The 14,304-nt window shown below is 67.9% G+C and carries 16 protein-coding genes; all 16 read left to right on the plus strand.

All coding sequences use genetic code 11. The annotated features are described in order from the left end of the window. Positions 1-180 precede the first annotated feature (180 nt). The 16 genes from ACK8CO_RS14265 (at position 181) to hypE (ending at position 13,695) form a co-directional block, all read left to right on the plus strand. Complete coding sequence (locus tag ACK8CO_RS14265) at positions 181-1,275, plus strand: hydrogenase small subunit (RefSeq protein WP_080617240.1); 1,095 nt, start codon at positions 181-183, stop codon at positions 1,273-1,275. 3 nt (positions 1,276-1,278) lie between these two features. Next, complete coding sequence (locus tag ACK8CO_RS14270) at positions 1,279-3,069, plus strand: nickel-dependent hydrogenase large subunit (RefSeq protein ID WP_414897048.1); 1,791 nt, start codon at positions 1,279-1,281, stop codon at positions 3,067-3,069. Between the two features lie 14 nt (positions 3,070-3,083). Next, complete coding sequence (locus tag ACK8CO_RS14275; RefSeq protein ID WP_414897049.1) at positions 3,084-3,665, plus strand: HupE/UreJ family protein; 582 nt, start codon at positions 3,084-3,086, stop codon at positions 3,663-3,665. Positions 3,666-3,675: 10 nt separating this feature from the next. Next, positions 3,676-4,470 carry a Ni/Fe-hydrogenase, b-type cytochrome subunit gene (gene cybH, locus ACK8CO_RS14280; RefSeq protein ID WP_080617237.1) on the plus strand — a complete coding sequence of 265 codons (795 nt, stop codon included), beginning with the start codon at positions 3,676-3,678 and terminating at the stop codon, positions 4,468-4,470. 212 nt (positions 4,471-4,682) lie between these two features. Further along, on the plus strand, positions 4,683-5,321 hold the full coding sequence (locus ACK8CO_RS14285) for a HyaD/HybD family hydrogenase maturation endopeptidase (RefSeq protein ID WP_414897050.1): 639 nt from the start codon (positions 4,683-4,685) through the stop codon (positions 5,319-5,321). Further along, positions 5,321-5,632 (plus strand): HypC/HybG/HupF family hydrogenase formation chaperone, encoded by a 312-nt coding sequence (locus ACK8CO_RS14290; protein ID WP_414897051.1) that lies wholly within the window; start codon positions 5,321-5,323, stop codon positions 5,630-5,632. Before ACK8CO_RS14285 ends, ACK8CO_RS14290 begins: the two co-directional genes overlap by 1 nt. Before the next feature lie 5 nt (positions 5,633-5,637). Continuing rightward, positions 5,638-6,015, plus strand: coding sequence for a hydrogenase accessory protein (locus ACK8CO_RS14295; RefSeq protein ID WP_414897052.1), 378 nt, complete (start codon positions 5,638-5,640; stop codon positions 6,013-6,015). Positions 6,016-6,025: 10 nt separating this feature from the next. Continuing rightward, positions 6,026-6,853 (plus strand): hydrogenase expression/formation protein, encoded by an 828-nt coding sequence (locus ACK8CO_RS14300; RefSeq protein ID WP_414897053.1) that lies wholly within the window; start codon positions 6,026-6,028, stop codon positions 6,851-6,853. Between the two features lie 68 nt (positions 6,854-6,921). After that, on the plus strand, positions 6,922-7,659 hold the full coding sequence (gene hybE, locus ACK8CO_RS14305; RefSeq protein WP_414899029.1) for a [NiFe]-hydrogenase assembly chaperone HybE: 738 nt from the start codon (positions 6,922-6,924) through the stop codon (positions 7,657-7,659). Continuing rightward, entirely contained in the window at positions 7,656-8,546 is an 891-nt protein-coding gene (locus ACK8CO_RS14310; RefSeq protein ID WP_414897054.1) for a hypothetical protein, read from the plus strand. Before hybE ends, ACK8CO_RS14310 begins: the two co-directional genes overlap by 4 nt. Further along, positions 8,539-8,880: a hydrogenase maturation nickel metallochaperone HypA gene (gene hypA, locus ACK8CO_RS14315; protein ID WP_414897055.1), complete on the plus strand. Its 342-nt coding sequence runs from the start codon at positions 8,539-8,541 to the stop codon at positions 8,878-8,880. The genes ACK8CO_RS14310 and hypA overlap by 8 nt, the downstream gene beginning before the upstream one ends. Continuing rightward, the gene (hypB, locus tag ACK8CO_RS14320; RefSeq protein WP_414897056.1) at positions 8,880-9,743 is read left to right on the plus strand and encodes a hydrogenase nickel incorporation protein HypB; all 864 of its coding nucleotides are present in this window, start codon (positions 8,880-8,882) and stop codon (positions 9,741-9,743) included. The genes hypA and hypB overlap by 1 nt, the downstream gene beginning before the upstream one ends. After that, entirely contained in the window at positions 9,743-11,227 is a 1,485-nt protein-coding gene (locus ACK8CO_RS14325; protein ID WP_414897057.1) for a sigma-54-dependent transcriptional regulator, read from the plus strand. The genes hypB and ACK8CO_RS14325 overlap by 1 nt, the downstream gene beginning before the upstream one ends. A 1-nt stretch (position 11,228) precedes the next feature. Next, entirely contained in the window at positions 11,229-11,519 is a 291-nt protein-coding gene (gene hypC, locus ACK8CO_RS14330) for a HypC/HybG/HupF family hydrogenase formation chaperone (protein WP_080617229.1), read from the plus strand. Beyond that, the gene (gene hypD / locus ACK8CO_RS14335) at positions 11,516-12,658 is read left to right on the plus strand and encodes a hydrogenase formation protein HypD (protein WP_080617228.1); all 1,143 of its coding nucleotides are present in this window, start codon (positions 11,516-11,518) and stop codon (positions 12,656-12,658) included. The genes hypC and hypD overlap by 4 nt, the downstream gene beginning before the upstream one ends. Beyond that, positions 12,655-13,695, plus strand: coding sequence for a hydrogenase expression/formation protein HypE (gene hypE, locus ACK8CO_RS14340; protein ID WP_414897058.1), 1,041 nt, complete (start codon positions 12,655-12,657; stop codon positions 13,693-13,695). Before hypD ends, hypE begins: the two co-directional genes overlap by 4 nt. Positions 13,696-14,304 lie beyond the last annotated feature (609 nt).

A 14,304-nucleotide genomic window follows, 5' to 3' on the forward strand; every position in this document is an offset into this window, starting at 1 on the left:
CAAATCCTCGGCAGAGGATAGGGCTAAGCTTGTTAAGTAAATGAAATAAAAAGAAATTAACACGATTTTAAGGATGCTGAGGAAAACCTTGCTCCGATAGGCGGAGATTTGCTCGCATGCACTGGCATACTGAGCCGCCGCTTCCGCCGGCGCCCGGGGTCATGGGATGGGAGGACCGACTTGGCTGAAATCGAAACCTTCTACGAGGTCATGCGTCGCCAGGGGATCACCCGGCGCAGCTTCATGAAATACTGTTCGCTGACAGCGGCGGCGCTTGGCCTCGGGCCCGCCTTCGTGCCGAAGATCGCCCATGCGATGGAAACCAAGCCGAGAACGCCCGTGATCTGGGTCCATGGCCTGGAATGCACCTGCTGCTCGGAAAGCTTCATCCGCTCGGCCCATCCGCTGGCCAAGGATGTCGTGCTGTCGATGATCTCGCTCGATTATGACGACACGCTGATGGCGGCGGCGGGCCATGCGGCCGAGGCCGCGCTGGAAGACACGATCGAGAAATACAAGGGCAACTACATCCTCGCGGTCGAGGGGAACCCGCCGCTGAACGAGGACGGGATGTATTGCATCATCGGCGGCAAGCCCTTCGTCGAGCAGCTGCGCCACGCGGCCGAACATGCCAAGGCGATCATCTCCTGGGGGGCCTGTGCCTCCTATGGCTGCGTGCAGGCGGCGGCGCCGAATCCGACCCGTGCGACCCCGGTGCACAAGGTCATCACCGACAAGCCGATCATCAAGGTGCCGGGCTGCCCGCCCATCGCCGAGGTCATGACCGGCGTGATCACCTACATGCTGACCTTCGACCGCATGCCCGATCTCGACCGCCAGGGGCGGCCGAAGATGTTCTATTCCCAGCGCATCCACGACAAGTGCTACCGTCGCCCGCATTTCGACGCGGGCCAGTTCGTCGAGACCTGGGACGACGAATATGCGCGCAAGGGCTATTGCCTCTACAAGATGGGCTGCAAGGGCCCGACCACCTACAATGCCTGCTCCACCGTGCGCTGGAACGAGGGCGTGAGCTTCCCGATCCAGTCGGGCCATGGCTGCATCGGTTGTTCCGAGGACGGGTTCTGGGACCAGGGCTCGTTCTACGACCGGCTCACCACGATCAAGCAGTTCGGGATCGAGGCCACGGCCGACCAGATCGGCTTTGCCGCGGCCGGCGCGGTCGGCGCGGGCATCGCCGCCCATATCGCCGCCTCGGCCCTGAAGCGGGCCCAGAAGAAGTCCCAGGACAGTACCCAGAAAGAAGAGGTGTAAGCCATGGTCGCCACTCCGAACGGCTTCGACCTCGACACGACCGGCCGCCGCATCGTCGTCGACCCGGTGACCCGGATCGAGGGCCACATGCGCTGCGAGGTGAATGTGGATGACGAGGGCATCATCCGCAACGCGGTCTCGACCGGAACCATGTGGCGCGGGCTCGAGGTGATCCTCAAGGGCCGCGATCCGCGCGATGCCTGGGCCTTCACCGAGCGCATCTGCGGCGTCTGCACCGGGACGCATGCGCTGACCAGCGTCCGCGCGGTCGAGGACGCGCTGGGGATCTCGATCCCGCAGAATGCCAACTCGATCCGCAACATCATGCAACTGAACCTGCAGATCCACGACCATATCGTCCATTTCTACCACCTGCATGCGCTGGATTGGGTGAACCCCGTGAACGCATTGCGGGCCGACCCGAAGGCCACATCCGAGCTGCAGCAGGCGGTCTCGCCCAGCCACCCGCTGTCTTCCCCGGGCTATTTCCGCGACGTGCAGAACCGGCTGAAGAAATTCGTCGAAAGCGGGCAGCTGGGGCTGTTCAAGAACGGCTACTGGGACAATCCGGCCTATCTGCTGCCGCCCGAGGCCGATCTGATGGCCACCACCCATTACCTCGAGGCGCTGGACCTGCAGAAGGAGGTGGTGAAGATCCACACCATCTTCGGCGGCAAGAACCCGCATCCGAACTGGCTGGTCGGCGGCGTGCCCTGTCCTATCAATATCGACGGCACCGGCGCGGTCGGCGCGATCAACATGGAGCGGCTGAACATGGTCAGCTCCATCATCGACCAGTGCATGACCTTCGTGAAGAACGTCTATATCCCGGATGTCGTCGCCATCGGCGGTTTCTACAAGAACTGGCTCTATGGCGGCGGGCTGTCGCGGCAGGCGGTGCTGGCCTATGGCGACATTCCCGAGAACCCCAACGATTTCTCGGCCGAGCAGTTGCACCTGCCGCGCGGGGCCATCGTCAACGGCAACATGAACGAAGTGCTCGATGTCGATCCGCGCGACCCCGAGCAGGTGCAGGAATTCGTCGACCATTCCTGGTATACCTACGGCACCCCCGGCAAGGGCCTGCATCCCTGGGATGGCGTGACCGAGCCGAAATTCGAGCTTGGGCCCAATGCCAAGGGGACCAGGACCAATATCCAGGAGCTCGACGAGGCCGCCAAGTACTCCTGGATCAAGGCGCCGCGCTGGAAGGGCCATGCGATGGAGGTGGGGCCGCTGGCGCGCTATGTCGTCGGCTATGCCCAGGGCCATGAGGAAATCAAGGGCCAGGTCGACGGGCTTCTGCGCACGATGGATCTGCCGGTCGATGCGCTGTTCTCGACGCTGGGGCGCACCGCGGCCCGCGCGCTCGAGGCCGATTATTGCGCGCGGCTGCAGAAGCATTTCTTCGACAAGCTGATCACGACCTGCCGCAACGGCGATACCGCGACCGCCAATGTCGAGAAATGGGAGCCGAAGACCTGGCCGAAGGAGGCCAAGGGCGTCGGCATGACCGAGGCGCCGCGCGGCGCGCTGGGCCACTGGATCAAGATCAAGGACGGGCGGATCGAGAATTATCAATGCGTCGTGCCCACCACCTGGAACGGCAGCCCGCGCGACACCGCCGGCAATATCGGCGCCTTCGAGGCCGCGCTGATGAACACCAGGATGGAGCGTCCGGACGAGCCGGTCGAGATCCTGCGCACGCTGCACAGCTTCGATCCGTGCCTGGCCTGCTCGACCCATGTGATGGCGCCGGACGGGCAGGAACTGACCCGGGTCAAGGTTCGCTGAGGGAGGAGACGAGGATGAGGAAATATCTGCTTGCCGGGGCCCTGGCTGCCCTGGCCGGGCCCGCGCTGGCCCATACCGGGCAGGGGGCTCCCTCGGGGCTGATGCACGGGATGCTGCATCCCGTGACCGGGGCCGACCATCTGCTGGCGATGCTGGCGGTGGGGCTCTGGTCCGGCCTTGCGCTGCGACGTCGGGTCTGGGCCGGGGCGGCTGCCTTCATGGGGGCGATGATCGCGGGGGCCGCCCTGTCCTGGGCGGGGATGCCGCTGCCGGGTGTCGAGGGCATGATCGCGGCCTCGGTCGCGGTGTTCGGCCTGCTCGCGCTTCTTGCCCGTCAGGACCAGCCGCGCTGGCTCACGGGCGGCGCCCTTGCGGCGATCGCGCTTTTCGGCATCTGCCACGGCCATGCCCATGCCTCCGAGGCGAGCGGGGCGGCGCTGGCCTATCTGGCTGGTTTCCTGCTGTCGACCGCGGCCCTGCACCTGATCGGCATCGCGCTTGCCCGCGGCCTGTCCGATCTGCGTGCGGCCCGGATGCTGCGGAGTGCGGCGGGCGGCACGCTGGTCGCCTCGGGCGCCTGGCTTCTGGCAGGGTGAGGGACCGGCCATGAGCACCAAGGACAGGACCGACATTCCGATCCATATCCCGAACCCCGAGGCGCCGACCCCGCTGGAGGCCGCGCGGCTGACAGGCGGCGCCCGTCCCGAGGATATCGAGAGCCTGCAACTGCGCACTGCCATCTATGTCTACGAGATGCCGGTCAGGATCTGGCACTGGGTCAACGCGCTGGCGATCACCGTTCTGATCGTGACGGGCTACCTGATCGGCTCGCCGCCGCCGACGATGGAGATTTCCGAGGCCACGAACCAGTTCGTCTTCGGCTATATCCGCTTTGCCCATTTCGCCGCCGGCATGATCCTGACGGTCGCCTTCCTGGGCCGGATCTACTTCGCCTTCGTCGGCAACCGGCATGCGCGCCAGCTGTTCTACATCCCGGTCTGGCGCAAGCGCTGGTGGAAGGAGATGATCTTCGAGGCGCGCTGGTATGCCTTTCTCGAGAAGGAGCCGAAGAAGTATATCGGCCACAACCCGCTGGCCCATTTCGCGATGTTCACCTTCATCACGCTGGGCATGACCTTCATGATCGTCACCGGCTTCGCGCTGTATGCCGAAGGGGCGGGGCAGGGCTCGTTCTTCGACGGCATGTTCGGCTGGGTGCTGGGGCTGGTCGGGAACTCCCAGCGGCTGCACACGCTGCACCATCTGGGCATGTGGGCGATCACGCTCTTCGCGATCTTCCACATCTATGCGGCGATCCGCGAAGATATCATGTCGCGTCAGTCGATGATCACCACCATGATTTCCGGCTGGCGGACCTTCAAGGACAACCGGGTGGAGTGAGGGGCCGCAAGATCCCGGGGCTTCGGGCGCTGCTGCGCCCGCGGCTTCGGGGAAAGGACGGGCGGGCGCGCCAGGTGGCAGGGCTCTGTCCCGCGACGGACCGGAGAGGCACGGACCCGTCAGGGCCTTTCCGCCGTATTTGAGAAACCTGTTTTCGCCGGCAGCGGGGCGCAGAACCGCCCCGCTGCCGGCGCCGGCCGAAGGAGGACCCAATGCCAGCCGCGACTGACCGCCTCACGCTGATCCTCGGGATCGGAAATGTCCTCTGGGCGGATGAGGGCTTCGGGCCCCGCTGCCTCGAGGCGCTGGCCGAGAGCCATGCCTTCGAGGCCGGGGTGCGGCTGCTCGATGGCGGCACCCAGGGGCTTTATCTGCTGCCCTTCCTCGAGGAGGCCGAGGATCTCCTGATCTTCGATGCGGTCGATTACGGATTGCCGCCGGGCACGCTCAAGATCGTCCGTGATGCCGATGTGCCTGCCTTCATGGGGGCCAAGAAGATGAGCCTGCACCAGACCGGCTTTCAGGATGTGCTGGCCACGGCTGCGCTGGTCGGCTGCCTGCCGTCGCGGATGACCCTGATCGGGTGCCAGCCCGCCGAGCTGGAGGATTACGGCGGCGGACTGACCCCGACGGTCGCCGCGCGTCTGCCCGAGGCCCTTTCCGAGGCGCTGGCCGAGCTGGCCCGCTGGGGTGTCGCGGCACGGCCGGGCCGCACCGCCTCGGCCGATCTGGCCGATCCCTCGATCCGGCGCGATGCCTATGAGGCCGGTCGCCCTGCGGCCGAGCTTGCCTGCCGCTCGGGTGACGAGCGCTTCTTTCCGGGTGCGGACGACACGGGGCGGGCCGGCTGATGTGCGTGGGCGAGCCGATGCGGCTGAGCGCGGTCGAGGGCATTGTCGGGCGGACCGAGGACGGGACGCTGATCGATGTGTCGCTGACCCCTGAAATCCGGCCCGGCGACTGGGTGCTGACCTTTCTCGGCGCCGCGCGCGAGCGGCTCGATCCCGACGAGGCGCGGAAGATCCTTGCCGCGCTCGAAGGGCTGCGCGCGGTGATGGCGGGCGGTTCGGCGGGCGATGCCTTTGCCGATCTCGAGACCCGCGAGCCGACCCTTCCCCCCCACCTGCAGGCCGCGCTTGCTGCCGGCGCTGCCCAGGGATGACCGTCATGACCCACCCGCTGATCGCCCGTCTCGAAACCGACCTCGGCTGGCCGCGGCTGTCCTCGATGGCCGAGCTCGAGGCCTTCACCGGCGCGCCGGGCGCCCATTGCCTGTTCGTGCCGGGCGATCCGGTGCGTAATCTCGAGACCGCCGATGCGGCCGTGATCCTGCCCGAGCTGCGACAGGTCTTTCAGGACGCCTTCGACTGCGCCATCGTCGATGATGCGATCGAGGCGGGGCTGCGCCAGGCGACCCGGGCGCTGAAGACGCCGGGGTTCGTCTTTTACCGCGAGGGGCGGCTGCTGGGCGATATCCAGAAGATCCGCGACTGGGACGATTACCTGACCCGCACCGCGCATATCCTGTCGCTGACCGAAGCCTGAGGAGGACCGCATGGTTTCGAATTTCCACCTGCCCCCGACCGGCTTCGGCCCGGGTTCGCAACCCGCCGACGACGACCTGGGCTACATGCAGATGCCTTCTGGCATGCGGACCTATGCCCCGCATCTGCCCGAGATCTCCGATGCCGATGCGGCGGGCCCCGCGCTGGCCCTGCTTGCGCAGCTCGCCGTCGCCTCCGACCGCGCCGCCGCGACGGGCGAGGGCGAAGCGTTCGAGCTGACCGGCCTGCCGCCGGAGGCCCGTCGCCTGCTGACCGAGACGCTGGGCCAGGGCGAGGTCTCGGTTCGCATTGGCGGCATCTCCCCGGTCGCGGCGCAGGAAAGCGTCTTTGCCGGGGTCTGGCGGGTGATGGGCGCGGGCGTCGACCGGATCGAGGTCGGTGCGGTGCCCGCCTGTGCCCGCCTCATTGCCGCGCCCGAAGCCGCGGCGCTGGGGCAGAACGCGCCGAAGGGGCCCGATGTCGTCAATGCCCCGGCGCTTCTGGTCGAGCTTCTCGATCACGCGCAGGCCTGGCGCAAGGGCGCGTCGCCGCATGTGGTCAATCTCACGCTGCTGCCGCATACCGAGGGCGATCTGCTCTGGCTCGACGCGGCGCTGGGCACGGGGGCGGTCACGATCCTGTCGCGCGGCTATGGCAATTGCCGGGTCTCGGCCACCGCCACGCCGAATGTCTGGCGGGTGCAGTTCTTCAACTCGATGGACAGCCTGATCCTCGACACCTTCGAGGTGACCGACATGCCCGAGGTGGTGCTGGCGGCCTCCGAGGATCTGACGGACAGTGCCGCGCGCCTCCGCGAAGTGCTGGAGGCGATCCGGTGAGCGCGGGTTTCGAAGGTTTCGAGGGCAGCTATGGCGGCCGTGCCGACCGGATCAGCCCGGCCGCGGTGATGGAATGCAAGATCTGCTGGACGGTCTACGACCCGGCCTTGGGTGATGAGTTCCGCCAGATCCTGCCCGGGACCCCCTTTGCCGCGCTGCCCGGGGACTGGACCTGCCCGACCTGCGACGCGCCGGCGGCGCAGTTCATGGTCCGGGACGATCCCGGCGCCGCGGATCGGGCTGCCTGGCTGGCCGGGCGCGTCGCCGCGCTCGAGGCCGAGTTCCGCGAGATCTGGCATGGCAAGATGCGCGACGTGCCGCTGGTCAACGGCTCGCTGCATGTCGAGGCGGTCGGGTTCGCGCTTTACAGGGGGCGCCCGCTGGGGGTGCTGGTGGCGCCCTGGTTCATGAACCTGTTCCTCCTGCCAGCCGAGGGTGAGGACTGGTCTGACCTGACGCCCGGGGCAAAGGAGGTGCTGGACTTCCCCTCCGGCAGCTACGAATTCATTCATAATGTCCGGCCCATGGTGGGCGGCTACAAGGCCTGTTCTCTGTTCTCGCCGATGACGGATTTTGCCAGCCAGCTTCAGGCCGTCGATGTCGCCCGTGCGGTGACGGTCGAGCTGTTCAAGGCCGAGAACCGCGAGGAGACCGACCGTGCCGCCGATATCCGCAGCACCCGCGAGGCCGAGCTTGCGGCGGCCGAACCGGCCTGCGGGGACGCGGCTGCGGATGAGGCGCCCGTCGCGCCGACCCGTCGCGCGGTGATTTCGGGCGGGCTGGCCCCGGAAGCGCCGGGGGAGTGACGGCGGCGCTTCATATCGCCCTGGGGGCAGCCGGTCCCCGGATCGTGCCGCCGGCCCCGGTCCCGGTCGAGGCGTTGCTTCTGAACCGAAGGCCCGAGGAGGCCGCAGCGCTTTTGCCGCGCCTCTTCGGTCTCTGCCGCGCCGCGCAATCGCTCGGCGCGCGCGCGGTGCTGGGCTTGCCGGTCCGGCCCGGCGACCGGGCCGCGCTGGCCGACGAGATCCTGCGCGAGCATCTGATGCGCTTCTTCGTGTTCTGGCCGAGGCGCCTGGGGCTTCCGCCCGCGCCGCTGCCGGCACAGGGGCGGATGGCCGAGGCCGTCTTCGGCCCGGCCGGCGGCTGCCCCGGGCCCGGGGCGCTGAGCGACTGGCTTGCTTCGGGGCTGGGGGTGGCCCCGGTTCTGGCCGGGATCGCCGCGCGCTTCGGGCCGGGCGAGGCGGTGGCCGATCTGCCGGAGTCGACCGCAGAGAGCCTCGCGGGCGGAGCGGCGCAGGAAAATTCGCCCTGGCTGCGCCACCGCGACAATCCGCTTCTGGCCGGGATCGAGGCACGGCTCGGGCGCGGTCCGCTCTGGCGCGCGGCGGCGCGGCTCGTCGATCTCGAGGCCTGTCTGACCGGCGCTCTGGCGCCCGGGGCCGAACTTCGGCCCGGCGGTACGGTCCTGGTGCCGACGGCCCGGGGCCTCTGCGCGCTCTCGGCCAGGGTCTGCGAGGGGCGGGTCTCATCCTTCCGCCGCTGGACGCCGACCGATCATCTCTTGGCCCCGGGGGGCGTGCTCGAGCGGTCGCTGGCCAGCCTGCCGCGGGCGCGGGGCGCGCTGGCGCCGCTTGTCGTCGACATTCTCGATCCCTGCCTGCCCGTTCAGTTCGAGGAAACCGCCGATGCATGAGATGTCGCTTTGCGAGGGTATTCGCGGGATCGTCGAGGATCAGGCCCGGGCGCATGGCTTTGCGACCGTTCGTGTACTCAGGCTGGAGATCGGACGCTTTGCCGGTGTCGAGAAACCGGCCCTGGAATTCGCCTTCGATGTGGTGATGCGGGGCAGCCCCGCCGAAGGCGCGCGGCTCGAGATGATCGACCTGCCGGGCCGGGCGATGTGTTACGATTGCGCGGTCGAGGTCGAGATCGACAACCGGCTCGACCCCTGTCCGCGCTGCGGCGGCGGCAAGCTGATGCCGGTCGCGGGCGACGAAATGCGGATCAAGGATATTGAGGTGGTGTGATGTGTACGGTTTGCGGCTGCGGCGACGCAACGGTGGAAGGGCAGGCAGAGGGGCATGCCCATACCCATGCCCATGGGCATGGGGGCCACCATCATCCCCACGATCACGCCCATGATCACCACCATCATGGCGAGCATGGCGATTTGCATTACGGCGAGGGCGCGGCCGGGGTCTCGGTGCCGGGCCTGTCGCAATCCCGGCTGATCGAGATCGAGACGGACATCCTGTCCAAGAACGACGCCATCGCCAGCGGCAATCGCCGCGTGCTGAGGGCGCTGGGGGCAGTTGCGGTCAATCTGGTCTCTTCGCCCGGCTCGGGCAAGACGACGCTTCTGTGCCGCACCATCGAGATGCTGGGCCAACGGCCGCTGGCGGTGATCGAAGGCGATCAGCAGACCTCGAACGATGCCGACCGCATCCGCGCCACCGGTGCGCGGGCGATCCAGGTCAATACCGGCAAGGGCTGTCATCTCGATGCCCATATGGTCGGCCATGCGATGGACCATCTCGAGCTGGCCCGCGGCGCGCTGCTCTTCATCGAGAATGTCGGCAATCTGGTCTGTCCGGCGGGGTTCGATCTGGGCGAGGATGCCAAGGTGGCGATCCTCTCGGTCACGGAAGGCGAGGACAAGCCGCTGAAATACCCCGACATGTTCACGGTTGCCCGGCTTGCGATCCTGAACAAGACCGATCTGGCGCCGCATTGCGATGTCGACCTCGATCTCTACGAGGCCAATCTCAGGCGGGTCAATCCGGGCATCGATATCCTGCGGGTCTCGGCCCGCACCGGCGAGGGCATGCAGGCCTGGCTCGACTGGCTCGATGCGTTATGCACCGGAAAGGCGGCCGGGGCCGCGGTCTGATGGCGCCTGCCAGCCCCCGCCCGGCGGTGCTGCTCGTCGATGACGAGCCGCATTCGCTGGCGGCGATGCGGATGGCGCTGGAGGACGAGTTCGAGGTGCTGACCGCGGCCGATGCCGCGGAGGCGCTGGCGATCCTCGAGGATGAATGGGTGCAGGTGATCTTCTGCGACCAGCGCATGCCCGGCCGCAGCGGCGTCGAATTCCTGACCGAGGTGCGCGAGCGCTGGCCCGAGACGCTTCGGCTGATCGTGACCGGCTATACCGACAGCGCGGCGATGGTAGCGGCGATCAACGAGGCGGGCATCCACCAGATCCTGACCAAGCCCTGGCATCCCGACCAGCTTCTGATCGCGGCCCGGAACGCGGCGCGGCTGTTCCGGCTGTCGCGCGAGAACGCGCGGATGGCGCTCGAGATGCGGCTTCTGGCCACCACGGCCGAATCGCGCGTCGAGAAGCGGCGAAAGGCGCTGCGCGAGGGCATGGGCTTCGAGACCGTGCTGCGCGCGGCGAATTCGCCGATGGGCGCGGTGGTGCAGATGGCGGGCCGCTTTGCCGGCTTCGATCTGCCGGTGGTGCTGACGGGCGAGCCCGGCACCGGCAAGGCGCAGCTGGCGCGCGCCATGCATTATGCCTCGCTCCGCTCGGACAAGCCGTTCTACGATCTCAACCTCGCCGGTCTGCCCGAGGATCTGGCCGCGATCGAGCTGATGGGCGCGAAGCGCGGCGTGCTGGCGGGGGGCGTCGCCCGGATCGGGCTGATGCAGAAGGCAGATCGGGGCACGCTCTATCTCGGCGGGATCGAGACCGCGCCGCCCGGGCTGCAGCTGACGCTTTTGCGGGTCCTGACCGAGGGCGCCTTCACGCCGGTCGGCGGGCAGGAGACCGTCGCGACCAATCTCAGGCTCATCTGCGGCGCGGGCACCGATCTGAAGGCGCAGGTGGCCGAGGGACGGTTCCGGGGCGATCTGTATTATGCGCTGGCGGCGGGCGAGATCGCGGTGCCGCCGCTCCGCGCCCGGCGCGGCGACATCGCGCTTCTGGCCCAGGCCAAGCTGGCCGAGCTGTCTCAGGCCCATGGCAAGCCGGTGCATGGGCTCGACGAGGCGGCGCTGGAATTCCTGGAAACCTACGACTGGCCCGGCAATCTGCGCGAGCTGAAGAACGAGATCGCGCGGATGCTGGTGATGGCCCGCGACGGCGTGTTGGGCGCCGACCTGATCTCGCGCCACATCCTGCAGGCGCCGCCCGGGGAGGAGGGCGCCGACTGCTCGGCCGAGGCCGTGCTGAGCGCAGAGGGCACGTTGAAGGACCGGGTCGAACTGATGGAGATGCGGATATTGCGCGAGACGCTGACCCGCCATCGCTGGAACAAGAGCCGCGCGGCCGCCGAACTGGGCCTGTCGCGGGTGGGGTTGCGGGCCAAGCTCGAGCGCTACGGGATCGCCGGTCCCGCAGGCCGGGTCGCCCGGGAAGAGGAGAACTGACATGTGTCTGGGAATTCCGGGCCGCATCGTGGCGGTGACCGATGAGCACCGCATGATGGCGCTGGCCGAGGTGTCGGGGGTGCGCCGCGAGGTGAATGTGGCCTGCATCCTCGAGGGGCCGATCGAGGATCTCCTGGGCGAATGGGCGCTCATCCATGTGGGCTTTGCCATGGCCCGGATCGACGCCGATGAGGCCGCGAAGACCCTTCAGGCGCTGCAGGATCTGGGCGAGGCGCAGGAGGCGGCCGAGGCCATGGCCGAGGGCGCGAAGGCGCTGGAGGGGCAGGGATGAAATACGCGACCGAATTCCGCGACCCGAAGGCCGCCCGTGCCGTTCTGGCCCGCATCGCCGGGCTGGCCGATCAGATCGGCGCGACGAAGGCAAGGCCGGTCCACATCATGGAGATCTGCGGCGGCCATACCCATGCGATCTTCCGCTACGGGCTCGACAAGCTGGTGCATGAGGGCATCGAGTTCATCCATGGCCCCGGCTGTCCGGTCTGCGTGCTGCCGATGTCGCGCGTCGACGAATGCGTCGAGATCGCCCGCCGCCCGGGTGTCATCTTCACCACTTTCGGCGATGCGATGCGGGTGCCGGGCACGAAGATGTCGCTGATGCAGGCCAAGGCCGCGGGGGCCGATATCCGCATGGTCTATTCGCCCCTCGACGCGCTGGAACTGGCGCGCCGCAACCCGGAGCGCAAGGTCGTCTTCTTCGGCCTCGGCTTCGAGACGACGACGCCCTCGACGGCGCTGTCGATCCAGCAGGCCGCGCGCGAGGGGCTGGAGAATTTCAGCGTCTTCTGTAACCACATCACCGTGCCCGAGCCGATCAGGGCACTGCTGGACGATCCCCATATGGTGCTCGACGGTTTCGTCGGACCGGGCCATGTCTCGATGGTGATCGGGATCCATCCTTACGATTTCATCGCGCGGGATTACGGCAAGCCCATCGTCGTCGCGGGCTTCGAGCCCCTGGATCTGCTGCAATCGGTGCTGATGGTGCTGATCCAGATCCGCGATGGCCGGGCCGAGGTGGAAAACCAGTATGCCCGCGTGGTGCCCGAGCATGGCAACCCGGTCAGCCTTGCCGCCATCGACGATGTCTATGAAAAGCGGCCCTCCTTCGAATGGCGGGGGCTGGGCGAGATCGACCGCTCCGGGTTGCGGATCCGGGCGAAATACCGCGCCTATGACGCCGAGGAGACATTCGGTATCGGCTATGCCGCGGGCCCGCGGGTCGTGGCCGAGCCCGAGGGCTGTGCCTGCGGACAGGTGATGACCGGCCGGATCAAGCCTACCGGCTGCGCGCAATTCGGAAGCGGCTGCACGCCCGAGATGCCGCTGGGCGCCTTGATGGTCAGCTCCGAAGGGGCCTGTGCGGCCTATTGGCAATATGGCGGCGCCCGCATCTCGGAGGCCGTGGAATGAATGTGCCGAACCGGGCGCGGCTGCGCGACACCCATGTGACGCTGTCCCATGGCGGCGGCGGGCGCGCGATGCGCGATCTGATCGACGAGGTTTTCGCCTCTGCCTTCCGGCCCGACGCGATGGAGGATCAGGCGCGGCTGTCCGATGCGGCGCTGGCCGAGCCGGGCGCGCGGCTCGCGATGACCACTGACGGTTTCGTGGTGACGCCGCTGGAGTTTCCCGGCGGCGATATCGGCAAGCTCGCGATCTGCGGCACGGTCAACGATCTGGCGGTGGGGGGCGCGCGGCCCTTGTGGCTGTCGGCGGCCTTCATCATCGAGGAGGGCACCGAGATTGCCCTGTTGCGCCGGATCGCGGCGACGATGGCGGCCGAGGCCGACGCTGCGGGGGTGCGGATCGTGACCGGCGACACCAAGGTCGTGGGGCGGGGCGCCGCCGACGGGGTGTTCGTCACGACGACCGGTGTGGGCGTGATCCCGCCCGGCCGCGATCTGGCGGCGACGCATATCCGTCCCGGGGACGTGGCCATCGTCAACGGTGTTCTCGGCGATCACGGTGCCACGATCCTGGCCGCGCGGGGCGATCTGGCGCTGTCGACCGATATCCGGTCTGATTGTCAGGCGCTGGGCCATCTGATGGAGGCGGTGATCGCGGCCGCCCCGGGGACCCGGGCCGCGCGCGATGCGACGCGGGGCGGGCTGGCCTCGGCGCTGAACGAGATGGCCGAGGCGGCGGGCGTGGGCGTCGGGATCGAGGAGGAGGCGCTGCCTTTGCGCGACGAGGTCAAGGGCATGTGCGAGATCCTGGGGCTCGATCCGCTTCACCTTGCGAATGAGGGCACGCTTGTCCTTTTCGTGCCCGAGGCCGAGGCCGGGGCGGCGCTTGCCGCGATGCGGGCCAGACCCGAAGGCTCAGGCGCCGCGATCATCGGCCGTGCCGTGGCCGCCCATCCGGGACAGGTGCGGATGAAGACGGCCTTCGGCGGCAGCCGCATCGTCGACATGCTGGTCGGCGAGCAGCTGCCACGGATCTGCTGACTGGGGATGTGGGGCGAGTGGAAGGCCCTCGTTGGGATCTGACGTGATGTCGGCACCTGGGGCCCGCGGGCAATACGTTCCCGGCTCTCTGTGAAAAGGCGTTGCGGAGGCGCAGGCGAGCAGGATTTGTCCTGAGGCGATTGCAAAGGGCAATATCCAGCTCGTCCCACAAGATGTGGTCCCCGTCGTCGGGATGATCTTGAGATGCGGAAGTGCTGTCTAGCAAGGGGCCGCCCGGCGCGATCTGCGCGCCTTGGCGGCGTTTATCCTCGATCTGAAGCGGCGCGATGCGCTTCATGCGGAAGAGTTCCACCGCCGGGCCGGTCTGTAGTCGGACCCGACCCGCGCAGGGTCTTTGCGGCGGTCTTGGGGCGCAGGATCAGCAGGGAGTTGCCGCAGGACGACCTGGATGGAATTTCTGGCCGCATTTCAAGGAAGAGATGAAGGTGCAGGGCATGGAAGCGCTCGAAATCAAGGCCGTATCATCGGCGCCTGCGCGGTTGGGATGATTGCTTTCCCTGTCGGCGTGGGAGGGGACAGTCTGCGGATCAGGCCCGAGAGAGCAGAAACCCCCTTGCGGAGATGGCGCCGAAGCCCGTGTCCTGGACA

The organism is Rhodovulum sp. HP10, assembly GCF_047553435.1.
Classification (GTDB): domain Bacteria; phylum Pseudomonadota; class Alphaproteobacteria; order Rhodobacterales; family Rhodobacteraceae; genus Rhodovulum.